14 protein-coding genes and 1 pseudogene are annotated in these 20,015 nt (G+C 42.3%); 8 read left to right on the forward strand and 7 right to left on the reverse strand.

Annotated features, from left to right (window positions below; translation table 11 throughout):
* Positions 1 to 360 precede the first annotated feature (360 nt).
* From AB6E85_RS17405 to AB6E85_RS17415, 3 genes are all read left to right on the forward strand, one after another.
* Positions 361 to 2,100 (forward strand): acetolactate synthase 3 large subunit, encoded by a 1,740-nt coding sequence (locus tag AB6E85_RS17405; RefSeq protein WP_048618189.1) that lies wholly within the window; start codon positions 361 to 363, stop codon positions 2,098 to 2,100.
* Position 2,101: 1 nt separating this feature from the next.
* Complete coding sequence (gene ilvN / locus AB6E85_RS17410) at positions 2,102 to 2,596, forward strand: acetolactate synthase small subunit (RefSeq protein ID WP_008219984.1); 495 nt, start codon at positions 2,102 to 2,104, stop codon at positions 2,594 to 2,596.
* A 113-nt stretch (positions 2,597 to 2,709) separates the two neighbouring features.
* On the forward strand, positions 2,710 to 4,593 hold the full coding sequence (locus AB6E85_RS17415; protein ID WP_372143369.1) for a diguanylate cyclase: 1,884 nt from the start codon (positions 2,710 to 2,712) through the stop codon (positions 4,591 to 4,593).
* 583 nt (positions 4,594 to 5,176) lie between these two features.
* Here AB6E85_RS17415 and AB6E85_RS17420 read toward each other — a convergent pair.
* Together AB6E85_RS17420 and pykF are read right to left on the reverse strand one after the other, a co-directional pair.
* A complete protein-coding gene (locus AB6E85_RS17420) occupies positions 5,177 to 5,848 on the reverse strand; it encodes a GntR family transcriptional regulator (RefSeq protein ID WP_080582236.1) in 672 nt (223 codons plus the stop codon).
* Between the two features lie 176 nt (positions 5,849 to 6,024).
* Positions 6,025 to 7,437 (reverse strand): pyruvate kinase PykF, encoded by a 1,413-nt coding sequence (pykF, locus tag AB6E85_RS17425; RefSeq protein WP_017061403.1) that lies wholly within the window; start codon positions 7,435 to 7,437, stop codon positions 6,025 to 6,027.
* A 429-nt stretch (positions 7,438 to 7,866) separates the two neighbouring features.
* Here pykF and AB6E85_RS17430 point away from each other — a divergent pair, with 429 nt between their 5' ends.
* Positions 7,867 to 8,637, forward strand: coding sequence for a DeoR/GlpR family DNA-binding transcription regulator (locus AB6E85_RS17430; RefSeq protein ID WP_248384559.1), 771 nt, complete (start codon positions 7,867 to 7,869; stop codon positions 8,635 to 8,637).
* Between the two features lie 107 nt (positions 8,638 to 8,744).
* Complete coding sequence (gene glmS, locus AB6E85_RS17435) at positions 8,745 to 10,577, forward strand: glutamine--fructose-6-phosphate transaminase (isomerizing) (protein WP_048614889.1); 1,833 nt, start codon at positions 8,745 to 8,747, stop codon at positions 10,575 to 10,577.
* Positions 10,578 to 10,679: 102 nt separating this feature from the next.
* Here glmS and AB6E85_RS17440 read toward each other — a convergent pair whose 3' ends face one another.
* Entirely contained in the window at positions 10,680 to 11,948 is a 1,269-nt protein-coding gene (locus tag AB6E85_RS17440) for an O-acetylhomoserine aminocarboxypropyltransferase/cysteine synthase family protein (RefSeq protein ID WP_372143370.1), read from the reverse strand.
* Positions 11,949 to 12,767: 819 nt separating this feature from the next.
* Positions 12,768 to 13,928, reverse strand: a complete 1,161-nt coding sequence (locus AB6E85_RS17445; protein ID WP_372143371.1) for a hypothetical protein — start codon at positions 13,926 to 13,928, stop codon at positions 12,768 to 12,770.
* A gap of 618 nt (positions 13,929 to 14,546) precedes the next feature.
* Here AB6E85_RS17445 and AB6E85_RS17450 point away from each other — a divergent pair.
* Together AB6E85_RS17450 and AB6E85_RS17455 are read left to right on the forward strand one after the other, a co-directional pair.
* Entirely contained in the window at positions 14,547 to 15,224 is a 678-nt protein-coding gene (locus tag AB6E85_RS17450) for an inovirus Gp2 family protein (RefSeq protein WP_372143372.1), read from the forward strand.
* 75 nt (positions 15,225 to 15,299) lie between these two features.
* The gene (locus AB6E85_RS17455) at positions 15,300 to 15,482 is read left to right on the forward strand and encodes an AlpA family transcriptional regulator (RefSeq protein ID WP_372040552.1); all 183 of its coding nucleotides are present in this window, start codon (positions 15,300 to 15,302) and stop codon (positions 15,480 to 15,482) included.
* Positions 15,483 to 15,926: 444 nt separating this feature from the next.
* Here AB6E85_RS17455 and AB6E85_RS17460 read toward each other — a convergent pair whose 3' ends face one another.
* From AB6E85_RS17460 to AB6E85_RS17470, 3 genes are all read right to left on the reverse strand, one after another.
* Complete coding sequence (locus AB6E85_RS17460) at positions 15,927 to 16,589, reverse strand: DNA alkylation repair protein (protein ID WP_333012274.1); 663 nt, start codon at positions 16,587 to 16,589, stop codon at positions 15,927 to 15,929.
* Positions 16,590 to 16,733: 144 nt separating this feature from the next.
* Positions 16,734 to 17,102 (reverse strand): VOC family protein, encoded by a 369-nt coding sequence (locus AB6E85_RS17465; protein ID WP_333012272.1) that lies wholly within the window; start codon positions 17,100 to 17,102, stop codon positions 16,734 to 16,736.
* A 694-nt stretch (positions 17,103 to 17,796) separates the two neighbouring features.
* Positions 17,797 to 19,317, reverse strand: coding sequence for an ISNCY family transposase (locus AB6E85_RS17470; RefSeq protein WP_372143375.1), 1,521 nt, complete (start codon positions 19,315 to 19,317; stop codon positions 17,797 to 17,799).
* A 481-nt stretch (positions 19,318 to 19,798) separates the two neighbouring features.
* On the opposite strand from AB6E85_RS17470, the pseudogene AB6E85_RS17475 reads away from it, so the two are divergent.
* Positions 19,799 to 20,015 (forward strand): annotated as a pseudogene (locus tag AB6E85_RS17475) (DUF1611 domain-containing protein); the annotation flags it as partial.

Consider the following 20,015-nt stretch of genomic DNA (forward strand, 5'->3'; position numbering starts at 1 on the left):
CGAAAGCGCACACCAGCAAGCTCGCGGTTTATCGATAAATAGCGATCTATTGAAATATTAAGTGCTTTTTTTTGTCTGGTAACTAGTTTTTAAACCTAGTATAGGGGGCTGGGGTGGGTTTTATTTGATGCTTTGAGCTAATAGTTGGTTTTTTGGCACAGTTGCCGAATAACAGGTGTTAGACCAGATGATAATAAAGCGTTAAAGTTGTTTCGTATTACTGTTTGTTGTTATCACGACAGACAGCCATAGCCGAAAAAGTGGAAGTATTTCGAATTAGGCTACGAATAAGCCCTAGACTATGAAAAACCAGCCCAACATGTTCACCAAATATGATTGGAAACTGGTGAGGAGAGCAATATGACAACAAAACCTGAAACAGCAATGTTATCCGGCGCTGAGATGGTGGTGCAGTCTCTAATTGAAGAGGGTGTAGAACAAATCTTTGGTTACCCAGGTGGTTCTGTACTTGATATCTACGATGCGCTGCATGCTAAAACTGCTGAAATTAAACACGTATTAGTGCGACACGAACAAGCTGCTACCCACATGGCAGATGGCTATACTCGTTCTACCGGTAAACCGGGTGTAGTACTTGTGTGTTCTGGTCCAGGTGCGACCAATACCGTTACTGGTATTGCAACAGCCTACATGGACTCAATCCCAATGATTGTTATTTCTGGTAACGTACCAAATAACCTTATTGGTAACGACGCCTTCCAAGAGTGTGACATCGTTGGTGTATCACGCCCGATCGTTAAACACAGCTTCTTAGTTAAGAAAGCAGAAGATATCCCAGAAGTCGTTAAAAAAGCATTCTATATTTCAACGACAGGACGTCCCGGTCCTGTGGTTATTGATCTGCCGAAAGACATCTTAAACCCACAAATCAAGCTTCCTTATGAATACCCAGAAACGATTAAAATGCGTTCGTATAACCCAACGGTTACGGGTCATAAAGGTCAGATCAAAAAGGCACTAAAAGCCCTTCTTGAAGCGAAGAAGCCGGTACTTTATGTCGGTGGTGGTGCGGTTATTTCTGAGGCAGATAAGCCGCTGTTAAAATTAGCAGAAGCACTGAATTTACCCGTGGTAAGCACCCTAATGGGGCTTGGCGCTTTCCCTGGCACCCATAAGAACTCTTTGGGTATGTTGGGCATGCATGGTTTGTATGAAGCCAATATGGCGATGCACAATGCGGATTTGATCTTTGGTATTGGCGTGCGTTTCGATGATCGAACGACCAATAACCTAGATAAGTACTGCCCTGATGCGAAGATCATGCACATTGATATCGACCCATCTTCAATCTCTAAGAACGTAAAAGTGGATCTACCGATTGTAGGTTCTGCTGAAAAAGTTCTAGAGAGCATGGTGAACTTGCTCGTTGAGCAAGGCGGCACTAATGATGCAGAAGCGATTGAAAGCTGGTGGAGTGAAATCAAGCAGTGGCAAGAGCGTGACTGCCTAGCTTACGAGAAATCGTCTGAGCGCATCAAACCACAGCAAGTAATTGAAACGCTGCATAAAGTAACCAATGGCGATGCCTATGTTGCTTCTGATGTAGGTCAACACCAAATGTTTGCTGCTTTGTACTACCCGTTTAACAAGCCACGTCGTTGGATTAACTCTGGTGGTCTAGGCACAATGGGCTTTGGCCTGCCAGCTGGTATGGGCGTTAAGTTTGCTAAGCCAGATGAAGAAGTGGTTGTGGTAACCGGTGACGGCAGTATTCAAATGAATATCCAAGAGCTGTCGACTGCGCTGCAATACAATATTCCTGTTAAGATTATTAACCTTAACAACCGTTTCCTAGGCATGGTAAAACAGTGGCAAGACATTGTTTATCAAGGTCGTTACTCTAACTCATATATGGACTCTGTTCCTGATTTTGCTGCTATCGCTGAGGCTTATGGCCACGTTGGTATGCGTATTTCATCTCCGGATGAACTGGAATCAGGTTTGGAAAAAGCACTGGCGATGAAAGACCGTTTGGTATTTGTCGATATTAGTGTGGATGACACCGAGCACGTATACCCAATGCAAATCAAAGGCGAGGGTATGGATAACATGTGGCTAAGCAAAACGGAGAGAACATAATATGAGACACATTATTTCACTACTAATGGAAAACCAACCTGGTGCGCTTTCTCGTGTGGTTGGCTTGTTTTCTCAGCGTGGCTACAACATCGAGTCTTTGAACGTATCTCCAACCGATGATCCGACGCTGTCTCGTTTGAACGTCACTACTAACTCGAGCGAAATGCAGCTTGAGCAGATTCAGAAACAACTGCATAAGCTAATCGACGTACTTAAAGTACAAGAAGTGTCTGAGCTTGAGCACATTGAACGTGAGCTGTTGATGGTAAAAGTACGTGCGAGCGGCTTTGCTCGAGCAGAAGTGAAGCGCACAGCAGATATCTTCCGTGGTCAGATTGTTGATGTCACGGCTTCTCAATATACGGTTCAAATGGCGGGTACGAGCGAGAAACTGGATGCCTTCATTCAGGCACTGTCTGAAGTGACGGAAGTGCTTGAAGTAGCTCGAAGTGGTGTTGTTGGCATCGCACGAGGCGAACGTGCGTTGAAAGCCTAGACGATAAGTCTTTAAAAAATAACTTTAAAGCCGCTTTTTTAAGCGGCTTTTATTTTGTTAATTTTTTAGAGTGCTATAATCCCGCGCTGCACTTCCATTCATCTGAGTTAGCAATGCGAAATAAAAAATCAATAATTACATTGCTGATTATCTCTATCATATTGTCTTCTGCAGTATGTCTGTATTATTTGCAGCGTTACAAAGAAGTAAAACAACAGAGCTTTGACTACTCGGCTAAGCAAGCTGTTCATCAGTTAGTGTATGCCAAGCGAGATTACGATCTTCTCAAGACTCAGTTAGTCTCGGTAATGGAGCTACTCAGTCATAGCCAGAGCTTGGTTAACTTTGCTTCCTCTCCCTCAGAGCAGACCAAACATCTACTTGAAGAGGTCTGGCAATCTGTTCTGGTGAACCAGAAGTGGTATACACAAATCCATCTGTTAGATATCACAGGCAAAGAATTGGTGCGCGTTAACTACTCCTCTGATACCGGTAGAGTGACGTTTCCTCAACAACTGCAAGATAGGTCGGATTCTAACTACTTCCAATACGCTCAAAAACTAGAGGCCGAACAGATTGGCGGTTGGGGTATTGAGCTTGAAACGGAGCATGGTGAAGTCACCTTCCCTTATTCGCCGGTAATCCGTGTCTTTACCCCCGTAGAAACCCCTGACGAAAGAGTAGGCTATCTCGTCATCAATCTCGATGTATGGGGCTTATCGTCGCGTCTGAGTTTTTCACCAGATAACGATCTTAGAGCAGAAGTTCTCAATGACGCGGGTTACTTCATCGCGAGTAATAACAGCGGTAAGTTGTTCGGAGACTCTATTCCTGAAAGAAAAGGCTACAATCTGAAAAATATCGCGCCTAAGACGTGGGATGCGATCTCCAATGATCAGGTGGGACACGTTTTTGAAGATGGTAATTTGTTTGCCTTTAACACGGTTATGCTCGCGAACAGTCAAAAGGTTCATTTGCTGATTCAACTTAATCAGAAGCAATTGATGGATAGGGCTGAACCGAGCTTAAGTGACCTCTCTCAAGAAGAAGTGTTTGTATTGCTAACGGTGCTGATTTTCGCCTTCCCATTTGCTTACCTGGTGACGCACTACCGACGCCGAAGCCTGGAGAGTAAATTGGCACGCGCTGCATTGAATGGCATGTCGGCAGTGATGATCTCTGACAAGCAGCACCGCACAATGATGATCAACAACGAATTTGAGAACATGACTGGGTACTGCAAAAAACAAGTGATCGGTCAGAATGCATTGCAACTGTTGCTTGAGAATACCGACCAAGTGCTCTCAAGCTCGGCTATTTGGAGTCATTTAGAGCAAGAAGAAGTATGGGAAGGGGAGGTTCAGTGTAAGAACAAGCTGCGTATTCCTTTTACTGCGATCATGCGAGTGCATGCGGTCAAAAACAATTCAGGCAAAGTCAGTTACTACATCACCTCGTTGGTTGATATTTCCGTAAGGAAGGAGCTTGAGGTACGTTTGAGGATCTTAAGTGAACGTGACTCTTTGACTAACCTCTGGAACCGACGAAAGTTCGAAGAGCAGTTGGCCTACTATTCTCGCTTGGTTGAGCGTTACCCGAACGAAGCGACCACGTGCTTAGCCTTAGTCGACATCGATAACTTCAAGCGAATCAACGACGAACTTGGCCACGACGAAGGCGACCGTGTGATCTCTGGTGTTGCTAAGCTTCTGCAAGACAGTCTTCGTGGGACGGATTTTGTTGCACGTGTCGGAGGAGAAGAGTTTGCACTCTTGATGCCACACACCTCACTGCCAGAAGCAAAGCGCGTATTGGATCGCTTACGAATCGAGATTGAGCTAGCGGCCGGAACTAAGGTAACAGTGAGTGTTGGCTTTACGGATTTAACCAGTAACAGTACTCGCTCGTACAAGTGTGCGGATGTTGCGCTTTACGAATCTAAATCGTCTGGTCGTAATACGGTCTCTATGTGTCCTAGCTATGATGATGTCGCTTAGGCTCGCTTCTATCTAGTCCTGTCTTCTATTTGCTTCACCTCTTCAAGTCGCGCCCCGACTCCTTTTTCCTTTCCCTCTTTTTATTAGGAATCTCACTTTTGAGCGACCTATGTCACAAAATCTATACAGTTAGACTAAAGTCTAATGCTGGTGAAAATTTGAGCTAAAATGAACAATAAGTAAACTACTTTGCTTCAGATTACTTCGTGTTAAACGATGTAATAAATAGAGTGTTTACCAGATGTAAAAGGATGACACCGTTAACTTAATTCAGCTGGTTAGCTAGTCTTATCAATAACTTGAAAGGCAGCAGTAGAATTAGGTTAGCTGGAGCAAGAGTTTGGGGATCATACAGTCTGGTTAAAAGAGGCGTGGTATGTTTGTCGATTTTTTAGTGAGGTTAACCATAGGCACATTAGCCATTCTTGGCTTTCAACTTAGTGCATTGTATTTTTTACCTATGGTTGTGCTGCTCAATACTCATCACAAAGAGTTTTTTGGGTGGTAGTTCAGTCGTGGTACTGGAAACAAAAAAACGGAGCCGTTGGGCTCCGTTTTTATTTGGTTAGAATCTATCTTGGCATCATGCCGCTTCGATAACTTCTTCAATTCGTTTCATTGAACCTAGTAAGTGTTGATCAAGCAGTTCTGTTGCTTGTTCTACATTCTTAGAGAGTACTAGTTTCATGATCATTTCGTGCTCATCAATATTGAACAGATCATCAGATGCGCTTTCTGCAGACATAGCGAGGAAGCGGTAACGTTTCACTTGGTTAATTAGGTCATCAAAGAACTTAAACATGTTCTCTGAATCTGCCCCTTCAAGTAGTGCGACATGGAATTGCTGGTGGCGCTCTTCCCATTCTACACAGTCAAACTCTTCAGATACGTACTGTACTCGCGATAGCTTATGGTAAGACGTTAGTACATCCAGTTCCCAGCTCTCATCACCTGCTGCAATCGCTTTTTTAAGCAGAACCGATGATACAACACGAAGGCTTTCGTATAGGTCATTCAGTTCTTTCTTTGATACAGGAGATACCCAGCAGCCTTTTTGTGGCTCTAGCTTTACGTATTTGCTCCAAGATAACTGTACCAAGGCTTCGCGAATAGGGGATGCGCCAACGTTGTAGCGTGCTTTTAGATCAGCAACAACAAGCTTTTGGCCTGGGGTTAACTCACCATTAAGAATATCTTGGCGAATCATCTTTGATACTTTGTCAGTGAGCGTAGGACTAGACATTACAAACCTCATCTATATATGATTTCTAGTCTGCTAATCCGTCTCTTAGAAAGAGCCAATTGGAAGTTAACAGTACGTAGTTCTATTGTGATTGATAATACAGCGTACTGAAAAGTTAGGCAAGATTTTGTTTCATAAAAAAAGAGGGCCGAAGCCCTCTTTTATATTTTATGCGAATCGGTTCATTCTTATAGAACGTGAACAGATGCCGTGTTTGTAGTACCAGAAGCTACTAGAGCACCAGAAACCATAACTACGATGTCGCCTTTGTTACCTAGGCCAGATTGTAGAGCGATTTCTTTACCGTTGATGTAGAACGCGTCTGTGTTCTCGATAGAGTCAACAAGAACTGGCTTAACACCTTTAGTAAGAACTAGCTGTGCAGCTGTCTTTTCGTTAGTTGTTAGAGCTAGGATGTTTGCAGTTGGGAAGTACTTACGTACTGAACGTGCAGACTTACCGCCTTCAGTTGCAACAACAATTAGAGGAGCAGCTAGCTTCTCTGCTGTGTCTACAGCGCCTTTACATACTGCTTCAGTGATACGTAGACGTGGGCTGTCTAGACGAGAACCTAGCTCAGCTTTAAGAGCTGAATCAGTACGGTTCGCGATTTGAGCCATGATAGTAACAGCTTCAACTGGGTACTTACCTTTAGCAGTTTCACCAGAAAGCATTACTGCATCAGTACCATCCATGATTGCGTTCGCAACGTCACCCGCTTCTGCACGAGTTGGACGTGGGTTGCTGATCATAGAGTCAAGCATTTGAGTTGCAGTGATAACCATCTTACGTGCACGGTTACACTTCTCGATCATCATCTTCTGAGCGAAGATTACTTCTTCAGCTGGGATTTCAACACCTAGGTCACCACGAGCAACCATGATGCCGTCAGAAGCTTCAAGGATTGAATCGAAGTTATCTACACCTTCTTGGTTTTCAATCTTAGAAATGATGTGGATGTTCTCGCCGCCGTTAGCGTTTAGAAGCTCACGGATTTCTTTAACGTCTTCTTCTTTACGGATGAAAGAAGCAGCAACGAAATCAACGCCTTGCTCACAACCAAACTTAAGGTCAGCTTTGTCTTTCTCAGAAAGAGCTGGTAGTTGAACAGAAACGCCAGGAAGGTTAACACCTTTGTTTTCGCCTAGAGCACCGTTGTTAAGAACTTTACACTTAACTTCAGTTTCTGTTGTTGCGATAACTTCCATTTCGATTAGGCCGTCATCAACAAGGATAGTGTTACCTGCTGTTAGGTCTTTAGCGAAACCTAGGTAAGTTACTGCTACTACGTCTTTGTTACCAACAACTGTTGCGTCAGTTGTGAAAGTGAACTCTTGACCAGCGACTAGATCTACGTCGTTACCATCTTCAAGTTTGATAGTACGGATTTCTGGACCTTTAGTATCTAGAAGGATAGCAAGTTGCTCACCTTTGTTTTCCATTACTTTACGGAAGTTCGCGATACGAGTGCCGTGCTCTGCGAAATCACCGTGAGAGAAGTTAAGGCGCATAACGTTCATGCCAGCATCTACTAGTTCAGTTAGCTTCTCTACAGATTCAGTTTTAGGGCCAATCGTACATACGATTTTGGTCTTTTTCATGGAAGGTACTCTCCGGTAAGTATTGTTACAATTTGAAATTTATTTAAGTTCTGAAGATTGGTCCGCTACATCAACATTTTGTGCCTGTTGTGTAAAAGCGCGGGACTTCCAATATGTCCTTCAGAGTTGTAAGTCTTTCATCAATTTTAGTCATTTTATGACTAAAAGATTTTGATTCAATATCGGTTTTCTGTGACTTACCCCACTATATAGGGGGTAAGTTGCAAAAAAATAACAGTCAGTTTTGTAATTTTTTTTCTTTTCGGGTGCGGATTCTACCACCTAATGAGTTCAATATCACTGCTTAACAATTGTCTTAGGACAAGGTTTTATCGCTATTTATTAATTTTTTGGATCAAAATAAATGGACTAAATAGTTTCGTTGTAACTATAATATGTTTCACATCGAAACTTAATGGCCTTTTTTAAATGTCGAAACGAAACACCCAGCTTAGAAGACATGCAATTTCTAACCTAGTGAATGAAAAAGGGGAGGTTAGTGTTGATGAATTATCCGCTAAGTTCGAAACCTCAGAGGTCACTATTAGAAAGGACTTGGCGTCTTTAGAGAAAAACGGTCAGCTTTTACGCCGTTATGGTGGTGCGATTTCGTTACCGAAAGAGGTTGTCAACGAAGAACTGGGTCAACAAGTTTCGACTCGAAAGGTTTCATTGGCAAAAGCCGCTGCAGATTTAATTCGCGACCATAACCGTATCGTGATCGATAGTGGCAGTACTACCGGTGCCCTAATTCAGCAGCTTAATGCTAAGCGTGGCTTGGTTGTGATGACCAACTCATTGCACGTCGCTAATGCGCTTAATGAGCTTGAAAGTGAGCCGACGTTATTAATGACTGGCGGCACTTGGGATACCCATTCGGACTCTTTCCAGGGCAAAGTCGCAGAGTCGGTGCTTCGCGCTTACGATTTTGACCAACTATTTATTGGGGCCGATGGTATCGACCTCGATAGAGGCACAACCACGTTTAACGAACTGGTTGGCCTGAGCAAAGTAATGGCTGAAGTGTCACGAGAAGTGATCGTGATGGTTGAGTCGGAAAAAGTGGGACGAAAGATCCCGAACTTAGAGCTGGCGTGGGAACACATTGACATCTTGATTACTGATACAGACTTAGGCGAAGAATCTCAAGCAAGTATCGAATCACATGATGTTCGAGTGATCCTGACCGATCCAGCGTAAAAACAAATTTAAGTATTATGCATTTACCTTCCTATAATTGATCTTAATGAAGATCTGGCCTTTGCTTGCTGCCAATAGGAATAAAACAAAATTGATGGAGTGAAACTATGTGTGGAATTGTTGGTGCAGTAGCACAGCGTGATGTAGCTGAAATTTTAGTAGAAGGCCTTCGTCGTCTAGAATACCGTGGCTACGATTCAGCTGGTGTCGCTGTCGTCGATACTGAATCTAACCTAACTCGTGTACGCCGCCTAGGTAAAGTACAAGAGCTAGCTGACGCAGTAGAAGAGCAACAAGTGATTGGCGGTACAGGTATCGCTCATACTCGTTGGGCGACACACGGTGAGCCATCTGAAGCGAACGCACACCCACACATGTCTGGTGATATTGCCGTTGTACACAATGGTATTATCGAAAACCACGAAGCACTGCGCGCTATGCTGCAAGAGCGTGGTTACGTATTTACTTCACAAACGGATACAGAAGTTATTGCTCACTTAGTTGAGTGGGAACTTCGCACTTCAGCTTCTTTGGTTGAAGCACTACAGAAAACAGCAAAACAATTAGACGGTGCATACGGCACGGTAGCGGTTGATCGCAAAGATCCTAGCCGCATTGTTGTGGCTCGTTCTGGTAGCCCTATCGTTATCGGTTTTGGTGTCGGTGAGAACTTCTTGGCATCAGACCAACTTGCACTGCTAAGCGTAACTCGTCGCTTCATGTACCTAGAAGAAGGTGATGTTGCTGAGGTAACTCGTCGTGATGTTACTGTATTTGATGTCGCGGGCGAGCGTGTTGAGCGTGAAATCGTTGAATCAAACGCTGAACACGACGCTGGTGACAAAGGTCAATACCGCCACTTCATGCAGAAAGAGATCTTCGAGCAGCCAACAGCGCTGATCAACACAATGGAAGGTCGCATCTCTGACACTTCTGTAATCACTAATGCAATCGGTGTTAAAGCGGAAGAGATCTTAAGCAAGGTTGAACACGTGCAGATCATCGCATGTGGTACGTCTTACAACTCAGGCATGGCAGCGCGTTACTGGTTTGAATCTCTAGCTGGCGTAAGCTGTGACGTAGAGATTGCTTCTGAATTCCGTTACCGTGATTTCGTTGTTCGTCCGAACAGCCTATTGGTGACTCTGTCTCAATCTGGTGAAACGGCGGATACGCTTGCTGCACTTCGTCTTGCAAAAGAGAAGGGTTACATGTCAGCAATGACTATCTGTAACGTTGCGGGTTCTTCACTGGTTCGTGAATCTGATTTTGCATTCATGACTCGCGCAGGAACAGAGATCGGTGTTGCTTCTACTAAAGCTTTCACAACTCAACTAGCAGCGATGCTGATGATGGTAACGTCAATTGGTCGTCTACAAGGTCGCATCAATGAAGAGAAAGAAGCTGAAATCGTTCAAGCACTTCACCAACTGCCTGCTGATATCGAGAAAGCATTAGCGTTTGATAAAGAGATCGAAGCGCTAGCTCCTGATTTTGCTGATAAGCATCACACACTGTTCTTGGGTCGTGGTGAGTTCTACCCAATCGCGATGGAAGCGTCTCTTAAACTGAAAGAGATCTCTTACATCCACGCAGAAGCATACGCTGCTGGTGAGCTTAAGCACGGTCCTTTGGCTCTTATCGATGCAGATATGCCTGTAGTCGTTATTGCACCAAGCAACGACTTGCTAGAGAAGCTGAAATCAAACGTTGAAGAAGTACGTGCTCGTGGCGGTCTACTTTACGTATTCGCTGACCAAGACGCTGGCTTTGAAAGTGATGAGAACATGAAGATCATCAAGATGCCTCACGTAAGTGAAGTAACAGCGCCTATCTACTACACTGTACCGATGCAACTGTTGTCTTACCACGTAGCGTTAATCAAAGGTACCGACGTTGACCAACCTCGTAACCTAGCGAAAGCGGTAACAGTTGAGTAATCGACAGCTTATCTAAGACATAGATAATAAGAAGCCCATCCTGTGATGGGCTTTTTTATGTCTGTTAGTTAACGAGCAGTGTTAGAGCTAGCTGTAGCGTCATTAAGCGCTCAGTGCTTGCTCTAGGTCGGCCAAGATATCGTCGATGTGTTCAATACCTACAGAGAGGCGGATCATCTCTGGTGACACGCCTGCTTGTTTTTGTTCCGCTTCGCTTAATTGACGGTGTGTTGTAGAAGCAGGGTGACAAGCGAGAGATTTGGCATCGCCGATGTTCACCAAGCGCTTGAAGATTTGTAGCGCATCATAGAAACGAACACCTGCTTCATAACCATCTTTCAAGCCAAAAGATAAAATCGCCGATGGCTTACCTTGCATGTATTTCTCAGCCAACGGATAGAACTCAGACGTGGGTAAACCAGCGTAGCTCACCCAACTCACTTTCTCATGTTGCTGAAGGTACTCCGCTACTTTCAGTGCGTTCTCTGTGTGTCGCTCCATGCGTAGCGATAAAGTTTCTAGACCTTGCATTAGCATGAAGGCATTCATGGGCGACAGTGCTGCGCCTGTATTACGAAGTGGAACCGTTCGAGCACGGCCAATAAATGCGGCTTCACCAAAGGCTTCGGTATATACCACACCGTGATAAGAAGGCTCTGGCTGATTAAAGACCGGGAAGCGATCTTTGTGCTCTGCCCATGGGAATTTGCCTGAATCGATAATCACGCCACCCAATGTTGTTCCGTGACCACCAACGTATTTTGTTAGCGAGTGCACCACGATATCGGCACCAAAATCGATAGGCTTACACAGCACTGGAGTCGCTACTGTGTTATCGACAATCACAGGCACACCTTGTGCGTGAGCAAGCTCAGCAACACGTTCTAAGTCGATAATATTGCCTGCTGGGTTACCGATACTTTCACAATAAACCGCTTTGGTTTTTTCATCGATCAGTGCCGCTAAGCTTTCTGGTTTGTCGTCTTTAGCAAAGCGAACTTCAATCCCTTGGTTTGGCAGCATGTGAGCAAATAGGGTGTAAGTACCACCGTAAAGCTGAGGTGTTGAAACAATGTTGTCACCGATTTGCGCCAACGTCTGAATCGCATAGTTAATTGCAGCACTGCCTGCACTTACCACTAAGCCTGCAATACCCCCTTCTAAGGCTGCCATGCGCTTTTCTAGCACATCATTGGTTGGGTTCATTATGCGAGTGTAGATATTACCTGGCACAGCAAGGTTGAAGAGGTCGGCGCCGTGTTGTGCGTCATCGAATTCGTAAGCAACGGTTTGGTAAATAGGAGTCGCAACCGATTTGGTTGTTGGATCAGTGTCGTAGCCGAAGTGAATCGAGAGCGTTTCGTCTTTCATGAGTCTTCCCTGAACTATTGAATGATTTGTGTACTCTCATATTGCCGATTTTTTTATAAAAGAAAAGTATGTTTAGTCACATAGAAGAAACTGGACGAATGGGGCTGAGCGTTAAGCTAGAAGATAAAGGGCTAGAAAAGCAAAAAGCCAGAGCAGCGTGAACTGTTCTGGCTTTTCTAATTTGGTGGCCCTCCCAGATTTGAACTGGATTTATATCTATTTGTTATTGTTTATTTTTGTCGGTTGAAATTTTTATTGTTGTTACAACTGTTGTTACTAAAATTATTTGTTATGATTGAAGGGTATGGTGCATGTTAATTTTGTAAAGGCCAATAGCTGCGTATTATTTCACCACCTAACGTGAGCCCTGATAATGACCGCAGTCATTACTCATACAAGTTCAATCATGGCTCCACACCAACATCGTATCGATGCGTGGCAACAAACTCAACTCACTCAAGCACAATACTGCTGCTCTCACCAATTCGCCCCTTTCAGTAATCTTATAGGGTGTCGTATTGAGCTGTGATGTTAACTAAATGCATACGTTAGTGAGGAGTTTAGTCTTGACGGTAACATACTGATATTAAAATAATTGTGCTTTAATTTTTCTTGGAATATCTATGTGTTACGTGACTAAAATTACATAATAGATATCAACGTCGTACCTACTCGGTTAATAGGTTTGAGAGCTTGAGTCGTTATTCTATTTTGAGCAAACTTAGATAACAGTAAAACACGATTGCTTTCAACGTTCTGTACGCCCTCACTTACTATCATTTCTACGATTTTAATCGTTATTGAGTAACCGTAAGCAATCTATGTTTTTTTATTAAAACGATCCTTGTAAGCCGCCTTGAGTAGCTTGTTGATTGTGCGGTTGATTTTGGGTTTGGTATCACCATTAGCTAGTTCTACAAGCATATCCCATTGCTTTTGATTTAAAGCTATTTGGAAATCTTCGCTATTTGCTTTATCCAACGAAAACTTATCCGTTAAAAGCTTTAGACGGTGAGGGAAGTTAGCCGAGGTAGTGAACAAGAGGTCTAATGTCGTCACCATGCATTTTTTCTTAATGCTGGTATCCTCTACTGGAAAAAACAGGTTATAGATTTGATACTGACTCTGTAATCGGCCATAAGTCTTGTCTATCAGTTTGTCGTTTTCTGTTTTTAGAATGTCCCAACTTAAAGAGACATTTTTGCAAGCTTCGATATACATAGTTCTGATTCTTAACAAAAGGTCCTGTGCTGTTTTGAGTTTTATATCTCCAGCGATACAGTGATAAGTGAGATAGTTGATAATGATTATGTGGCTATCTTTATCAATAGCAGGGCACAACTTACAAACTAATTTCACCGCATCTAGAGTTGGATCGAGACAGATATTATCGAGCTTTTCTTTCTTTCCTTTCTCTATTCTTTCTTCCCATTCTTGAAGGATTTTTTCAGCTTCTTCCGTTGCATATTCAGTATCGGACACTCTTTCGAAAGCTCTATCCTTAGCCAATCCTTTGCGTATTTCTATCTCTTTTAAATACTGCTTATCTTTCAGTTGAGGCCATAATATCTCACCAATGGCTTTTGTATCATTTGGTCTTTCCACTAGATTTACTTTAGCGATCACCATCACCTTGAGCATGGAGTGGAAGAAGTACTTTTCTCTATCGTTTTTTAGCCAAGAAGTAAACTCACTCGTGAGCAGATTATCAACGGACTCATCGTGCAACCTATTTAGCAAGAGATCTAATTCTCGCTCTTTTTTATCTACCAGTTCTCCTTTCTCTAGCGCGGTTACACTTTCTTTAAGATTAAAAGAAAGTATCTCAAGAAAGCGATGCTGTAACTCTTGATAATTGAATAAGGCGAGATCACGAAAGTCACTGTATTCTTTTTTATCCATGTATGAGAGGAGAAGAACATAAAAGCGAAGATGTGTTTCAGTCTCATTGAGAAAACGATTTAACCTTTTTTTGTGCATAATTATTCTCAGGTGGTTATGAGCAGGTTTTTAGAAAGGTTTCTGACAGTATTACGATATTAAATCACCATAAAAGCACAGGAATTTAGCAAGGAAATTTCTTGAATTTACTTTCGTTATTGAGTTTTTCTTTGTTTTTATTTGTACAAATTACAGTAGCACCTTCTTAAGGTGGTAGTCACCTTTCTTTAAGTGAAACTGTGAGTGGTTAGGAGTTAAATAAAGTAAATTATGCATAATTAAATGCCAATGGTGCTTGAGGGATATTTCGATAAACGGATAGGTGTGAGCAAAATTCCATCTCGAACTACTCATCAAGATCATTTAACTTGCAAGCAATCCAAATCTTATTATTGGCCGTATGGAGTGCATGGTTGAGATACACTTCCTCAATGAGCGGCCAATAAGAGGGACCTATTTAAGTAAAAAGAGAACGTCATGAATATAGCGAAACATCACCAATGTCTGTTTGGTTAGTATTACTAATTACTAATCAATCAATCTATCACCTCATCACAACGTAACTCATATCACTGAGTCACACCAAGTGACTCACAGTACAGAATTAAAAATAACAGCATCAGCTTATCTATGAACTCAAACACAGGAGTAGATAAGATGAATCAACGTTCGAAGAAAAACAAAAATCTCAAACTCACCACGAAAAAAACGTTTCTGGGGCATCCGATCCAAACGGCTCATGGACCACTCTATATTCCATATCTAAATAAGATTTATGACACGATTGATAAAGCACTTAAAGCCTACCCAAGGACGATGGCCTTACGAGTGGATTTAAGATTTCCTAAGCTTAGATCTAAAGAAGAGTGCGGTAATGTGATGACAAACTTCATTCGTTCTTTACAGTCTCAGATTGATTACTCAGAACGCAGAAAAAAAAGGGAAGGGGTAAGAGTGCATCCGTGCACAGTTCGTTATGTATGGGTCAAGGAGCGCTCTACGTCGTTAGTCGATCACTACCACTTGCTATTACTTTTTAACAAAGACCGATTCAACTGGACGGGGAAGACGAAAGACCAACAAGACAGCCTAGGCTCCTCCATTGTAGAGGCGTGGGCTCGTGCTATTGGTGTTGATTACGATGAAGCCAATGGGTTGGCGTATTTCTCAAAGGACAAAGAGAACGATCGCATTGTTATCCATCGCTTAAATCGTTATTCAGATGATTTTGATGATGATTTCGATAGGCTGTTTAAGCACGTGAGTTATTTAGCTAAAGAAGAGACGAAACACTTTGGTAGCCGTAACAATAACATTGGGAGTAGTCAGCGTTAACTCAGATTAGAGCCACTGCATTTTTTTACAGTAGTGGCTTATCCCATGGGTATATACAAACAGGAGACAATTCCCATGAGATTTTTAAGACTAAAAGAAGTAATAGCGTTAACGGGATTAGGTCGTTCAAGTATCTATAAGTTTATGGACGAGAATACCTTTCCTAAAACGGTATCACTAGGTGGGCGTGCTGTCGCATGGGTAGAGAGTGAAATAGAAGAATGGATGGAGCAACGTTTAGCACTGCGAGATAGTTAATAATCCAAGCAACAGCGAGCACATCTATCGCATGAACAGGGAGCCCACGAAGGCTCTCTTTCGGTGGCTCAGTGAAAGATACCTGAATCCGCCTACGGTTGAGAGTGAGGTTATCCGAACCGTAGGGCGTCACTGGAGGGAAGGAAGTAAACAGAGTGCATGCGACCAACAGATGGATAACTTGTTTAAACGAGTCAGCTATTTAGCTAAGCTGAGACCAAGCACTACGGCGATAGGTCACGAAGTTTTGGGTACTCTCGATCTCAAGGGAATAGGGCAGCATTTTAGGGGCAAGTGCAGGTAGGAGTAGTTTGTTAAACCACTTTAGTGCATAGCTTATCATTAGACAAAAATCGCTTAATGGTATTGCTCTAGACGACTTGCACCAGATTGGAAAATTTGAGTAAGATAAATTGTGCTGTAGTCGTTTTCTTATGCCAATTTTTAAAGTGACATAAGAGCTTGTTGTATATGCTTATCTAGGTTCTCTAGAGCATAACGAAAAGCTGTTCTAGACATTTCAGCATGATTGTTTCTCAGATACTCTATGACCAGTTGAGGTTCTTTTTTTGAGAGTACTTTCAATAGCCAGCCATAACCTTTTTGTACCAAATGATGTTCGTTTTTGAACAAAAGATCAGCGACTAGACACGGGTTTAAACCAGCATATGAGTTTTTATTAATTGGATATATTAGTACTACAGCCGTAGCCCTTTGTACTGCGAAATTATCGTGCTTAGCCCATTTTAGTGTTTTATCAGACAACTCATTGTATTGTCTGAGTAGTTCGCCAAAAGCATGAGTACAAAAGTCATCACAATCGTTCCAGTCTGTAACGTACTCGAATAACCAATTTTCAAAGACTGCATACGTATCTAGCGTGTATTGTGTTTTTACTCGAAATGCCCAATCATAAGCAACGACGCCATATGCCCAGTCTCTAGTGTTGAGTAATTCTTCGCACATAGCAAATACATTAGAAATATCTTTATTCTCAATACTTTTAAAGATTTTCGCAGATATTCTACGAACTTGATTCGTACGAATTCGTTGCTCGGGATAACCAATATCTCGCAACTCTTGCTCAATTGAACCAACTATATTCACATTTATACCTTTCAAATAATTTCACAACAACACGTGTTGGCATGTAGCTGAGTTAAGTGATGAGTAACGCAGGTTTTTGTTTCGTACGAACTTAAGCTGAGCGTTAGGAGTCCGTTCTAAATGCTTTGTATATTCATGTTAAGGCTATGTTATGACTGCTTCAATTTTGTTTCCATCCAGATCTCGAATAAATGCGGCATAATAGGTTTCACCATACTCTGGCCTAAACCCCGGCTTACCTTCGCATATACCACCTAGTTTAATTGCAGTGGTATAGAATTGTTCAACAGATTCTTTAGAAGGAGCATTGAAAGCTATATGTAAACCATTACTGGGAGTCGCTTTTCCTTTACAAGGACTGCCAACCCAAAACTCAAAATTTTCACCATAAGCAGCAGCAATATTTTCTATATAGTGAGTACGTTTGATGGACAATATAGACAGAACTGAATCGTAAAATTTAACGGCTCTTACAACATCAGAAGTACCAATTGAGATGTGATTTAAAATCATTTGAAGTCCTTTATATTGTTAGAAAACCTAAAGCATGGGGCAAAAGCTTCGTGAATCCCCACTATTTAGTTCCTACCGCAGATTTAATTATTTTTGAACAATGTCATTCAGTACAAATTTCGTCTTCATTTTCACAAATGCAAACTGGCATCTTTTCTTTGCATGTATCACAGTATTCACAAGAGCAATTATCTTCAAATTCCTTGCAGTGTTCACAAACAACGCAAATGCAATCACTAGTTTTTTCACCACAGTTTTCGCAATCACCACATTCTCAAGCACTCATCATGTGGCCGCATATATCACAAATTTTATCCATTGGATCCATCATATTCCCTTAATGCTTCGTTTTTAATAGAGATCAAAAATGATGAGGGTTAGGTCTTTCTTTTACCTCAATTAGTTCAAGTATCGCAAATATTGATATTAAAAAACTAATTTCACTTCGCATTAATTCATAATGGTTTAGATGTCAGCTACTTAACCAAGCACTACGGCGATAGATCACGAAGTTTTGGGTGCTCTCGAACTTAAAAAAAGAGGGTAGTATTCTAGGGGCAAGTGCAGGTAGGAGTAGTTTGTTAAACCACACACGGGTAGGAATTCAGTGTCATTACTGAGGGATCTTGACGGGATAAGTACCAACCGATTCTGTCATGCTCTTACATTCTAGTCAGGATTGATACTTCTCGCCTTACACGTCGATATTCAGTGATTGTGATTTTTTAATCCTAAGTTCTCTAGTGCTGAGGTTTTCTTCCTTCCAGATGTTTTTAATCGTACCAATACTCACATTGATATCGTGTTGTTTTAGCTCAATCGTGAGTTGCATCAAAGTCAGGTGTGGGTTCTGCAACGTCAGCTCAATAATCTTGTCTTCTGCATACTCTGGTATGCGATTCTTACTGCGGTTCAGGGGCTTATTGATCCGCTTCAGCCCCATAGGCCCTTCCTCAGCCATTATTTTCTGATAGGTGTAAAGGGATTGGCGAGAACAACCAAGGATACGGGCTGCTTTAGATATACTACCCAACTGCTCTACTAGCTCTAAGGCTTCTATTTTCCGCTGAACCTCTTTACCGTATTCACTGCATTTACGAGGCTCAACCAGCTCGGTAATATCTAGCCTACGGTGCCCAAAATAGGCGGAAAATGTGCCATCGAACTGGCATCTAATCTCTACTTTTTGGTTTTCAATGGAATAGCGGATAGGCGAGTCGATAATATACCTTTTGTTACCAAAGCCAAACGTATGATCACGTCGTATGGTTCGATACTCTTTCTGTACGCAGATGCTGTTCAGGTCTAAATCAGGCGGTAAGCGCTTAAAGGCAGACCGTGAACTTTTGGGCTGAACACGAACATGTTCATCCCAATAATTGAGTATGAACTCTTCTTGTAAATAACGATTCGCGCCTTCCATATCGGTAATGTTGTGCAGCCTTAGTTCTGGTACAAGCCTATCTTGGAAGGTATCGAATGAGCGTTCAATGCGTCCCTTTCCTTGTGGTGAGTTAGCAAAGATAATTTCAATTCCAAGCTCCTCACAAGCTCGTTGCATCTGGGAGAAGTTGCTTCGCTTGGGACCACCGAAGATACCTGCTCTATCGACGTAGAGCGTCTTAAATATCCCTCGTTTCTCAATATAGGCTCTCATCACCCTCATACAGCCTTCGGTGGTCTCAGAGGGGAAAAACTGAGCGTGAATATCACTAGTAGCATCATCAATCATAGCAATCAAACAAGATTTCTCATCACCAAACCAGCGATGAGGGCTCCCATCCATTTGAAGCATTAATCCAGGTAACTCCATCCGCTCCCGATACTTCCTGACGCGAGTTCTGCGTCGCTTAGCACGTTTAACATGATGGATATCGTGTGCCCAAGAGCGTAATGTTTCACGCTTAATAGCGATCCCTTCGTTTTTTTTGAGGACTTCAGAGAGATGCTGCAAATTGAAATCGAAGTACTTAGTTTGTATGAGGCTTTGGACTTCTTTCTTGATCGAATCAGGGATCTTATTGACTGGAGAGCGCCCCTGATTACCATGAATGATGAAGCGAATACCTTCTTTCCGATATCGGCTTAGATAACGTTCAACAGTTCGCCGAGACTTGTTGAGCAAGGTAGTGGCACTATTGATACTGATTTTACCTTCGATAATTTTGCAAATGATATCGACAGTAAACTGAGATTTAGAATCCATATAGAACATCCTTAGCCCCTTCTAAAGTTTAATTAATTACTTTAAAAGGTAAGCCAATTTAGTTCCGTCAAAATCCCTCGGTAGTTATAGTAATGACAAAGTCGCTTGGTAGTTACGATACGACAGAATCGCTTGGTGATCACACACGGGTAGGAATTCAGTCTGTGAAGGTTTTGGACAAAAACGCGTTAAATTCAAAACTCTAATTCACTTAACTGATATTAGAAAAAGTATCTTGAAACCTTAAAGCTGAGAGGTTGCTACGGCGACGTTGAACAATGAGTCTTAGATCTCTAATCAGTCACGTTAGTATGGGTGAAGCCTGAAAGTGATAGACTTAGAAAGCGTATTAATAATAACCAACAAAAGTCTGGTGAGTGTGTTACCTTGGTTGTTATCCCTACCGCTTAGTGGGGACTTCTTTTCTTTTCCGAACTCGCATCTCGGCACTCCTTAGTTGCCCTCCTAAGCCTCACCGCAGGCTTTAATTATGTCCATTTCAACCCAAAAGTTAAGAAACATCTTCAAACTCACTAGAATTGAAAATGTAGAAATCAACAACGACGTACCCCATTTTGCACCTTGGTTACCACTTGCTCAGAAAGTAAAACCTGTCATCCCTTCTGCGATTATATATTGCGAAGGTAATTTTGGTAAAATTGATGGTAAAACCGCTAATGGGTTAGTGAGACATTCGTTAAGCTATC

Origin of the sequence: Vibrio sp. 10N.247.311.51 (assembly GCF_041467855.1) — a bacterium.
In the GTDB taxonomy this organism is placed as follows: domain Bacteria; phylum Pseudomonadota; class Gammaproteobacteria; order Enterobacterales; family Vibrionaceae; genus Vibrio; species Vibrio coralliirubri.

Excerpts from the sequence above, each read along its gene's own strand:
- AB6E85_RS17405 (WP_048618189.1), top strand. The coding sequence starts at position 361 with ATGACAACAAAACCTGAAACAGCAATGTTATCCGGCGCTGAGATGGTG.
- ilvN (WP_008219984.1), top strand. The coding sequence starts at position 2,102 with ATGAGACACATTATTTCACTACTAATGGAAAACCAACCTGGTGCGCTT.
- AB6E85_RS17415 (WP_372143369.1), top strand. The coding sequence starts at position 2,710 with ATGCGAAATAAAAAATCAATAATTACATTGCTGATTATCTCTATCATA.
- AB6E85_RS17420 (WP_080582236.1), bottom strand. The coding sequence starts at position 5,848 with ATGAGGTTTGTAATGTCTAGTCCTACGCTCACTGACAAAGTATCAAAG.
- pykF (WP_017061403.1), bottom strand. The coding sequence starts at position 7,437 with ATGAAAAAGACCAAAATCGTATGTACGATTGGCCCTAAAACTGAATCT.
- AB6E85_RS17430 (WP_248384559.1), top strand. The coding sequence starts at position 7,867 with ATGTCGAAACGAAACACCCAGCTTAGAAGACATGCAATTTCTAACCTA.
- glmS (WP_048614889.1), top strand. The coding sequence starts at position 8,745 with ATGTGTGGAATTGTTGGTGCAGTAGCACAGCGTGATGTAGCTGAAATT.
- AB6E85_RS17440 (WP_372143370.1), bottom strand. The coding sequence starts at position 11,948 with ATGAAAGACGAAACGCTCTCGATTCACTTCGGCTACGACACTGATCCA.
- AB6E85_RS17445 (WP_372143371.1), bottom strand. The coding sequence starts at position 13,928 with ATGCACAAAAAAAGGTTAAATCGTTTTCTCAATGAGACTGAAACACAT.
- AB6E85_RS17450 (WP_372143372.1), top strand. The coding sequence starts at position 14,547 with ATGAATCAACGTTCGAAGAAAAACAAAAATCTCAAACTCACCACGAAA.
- AB6E85_RS17455 (WP_372040552.1), top strand. The coding sequence starts at position 15,300 with ATGAGATTTTTAAGACTAAAAGAAGTAATAGCGTTAACGGGATTAGGT.
- AB6E85_RS17465 (WP_333012272.1), bottom strand. The coding sequence starts at position 17,102 with ATGATTTTAAATCACATCTCAATTGGTACTTCTGATGTTGTAAGAGCC.
- AB6E85_RS17470 (WP_372143375.1), bottom strand. The coding sequence starts at position 19,317 with ATGTTCTATATGGATTCTAAATCTCAGTTTACTGTCGATATCATTTGC.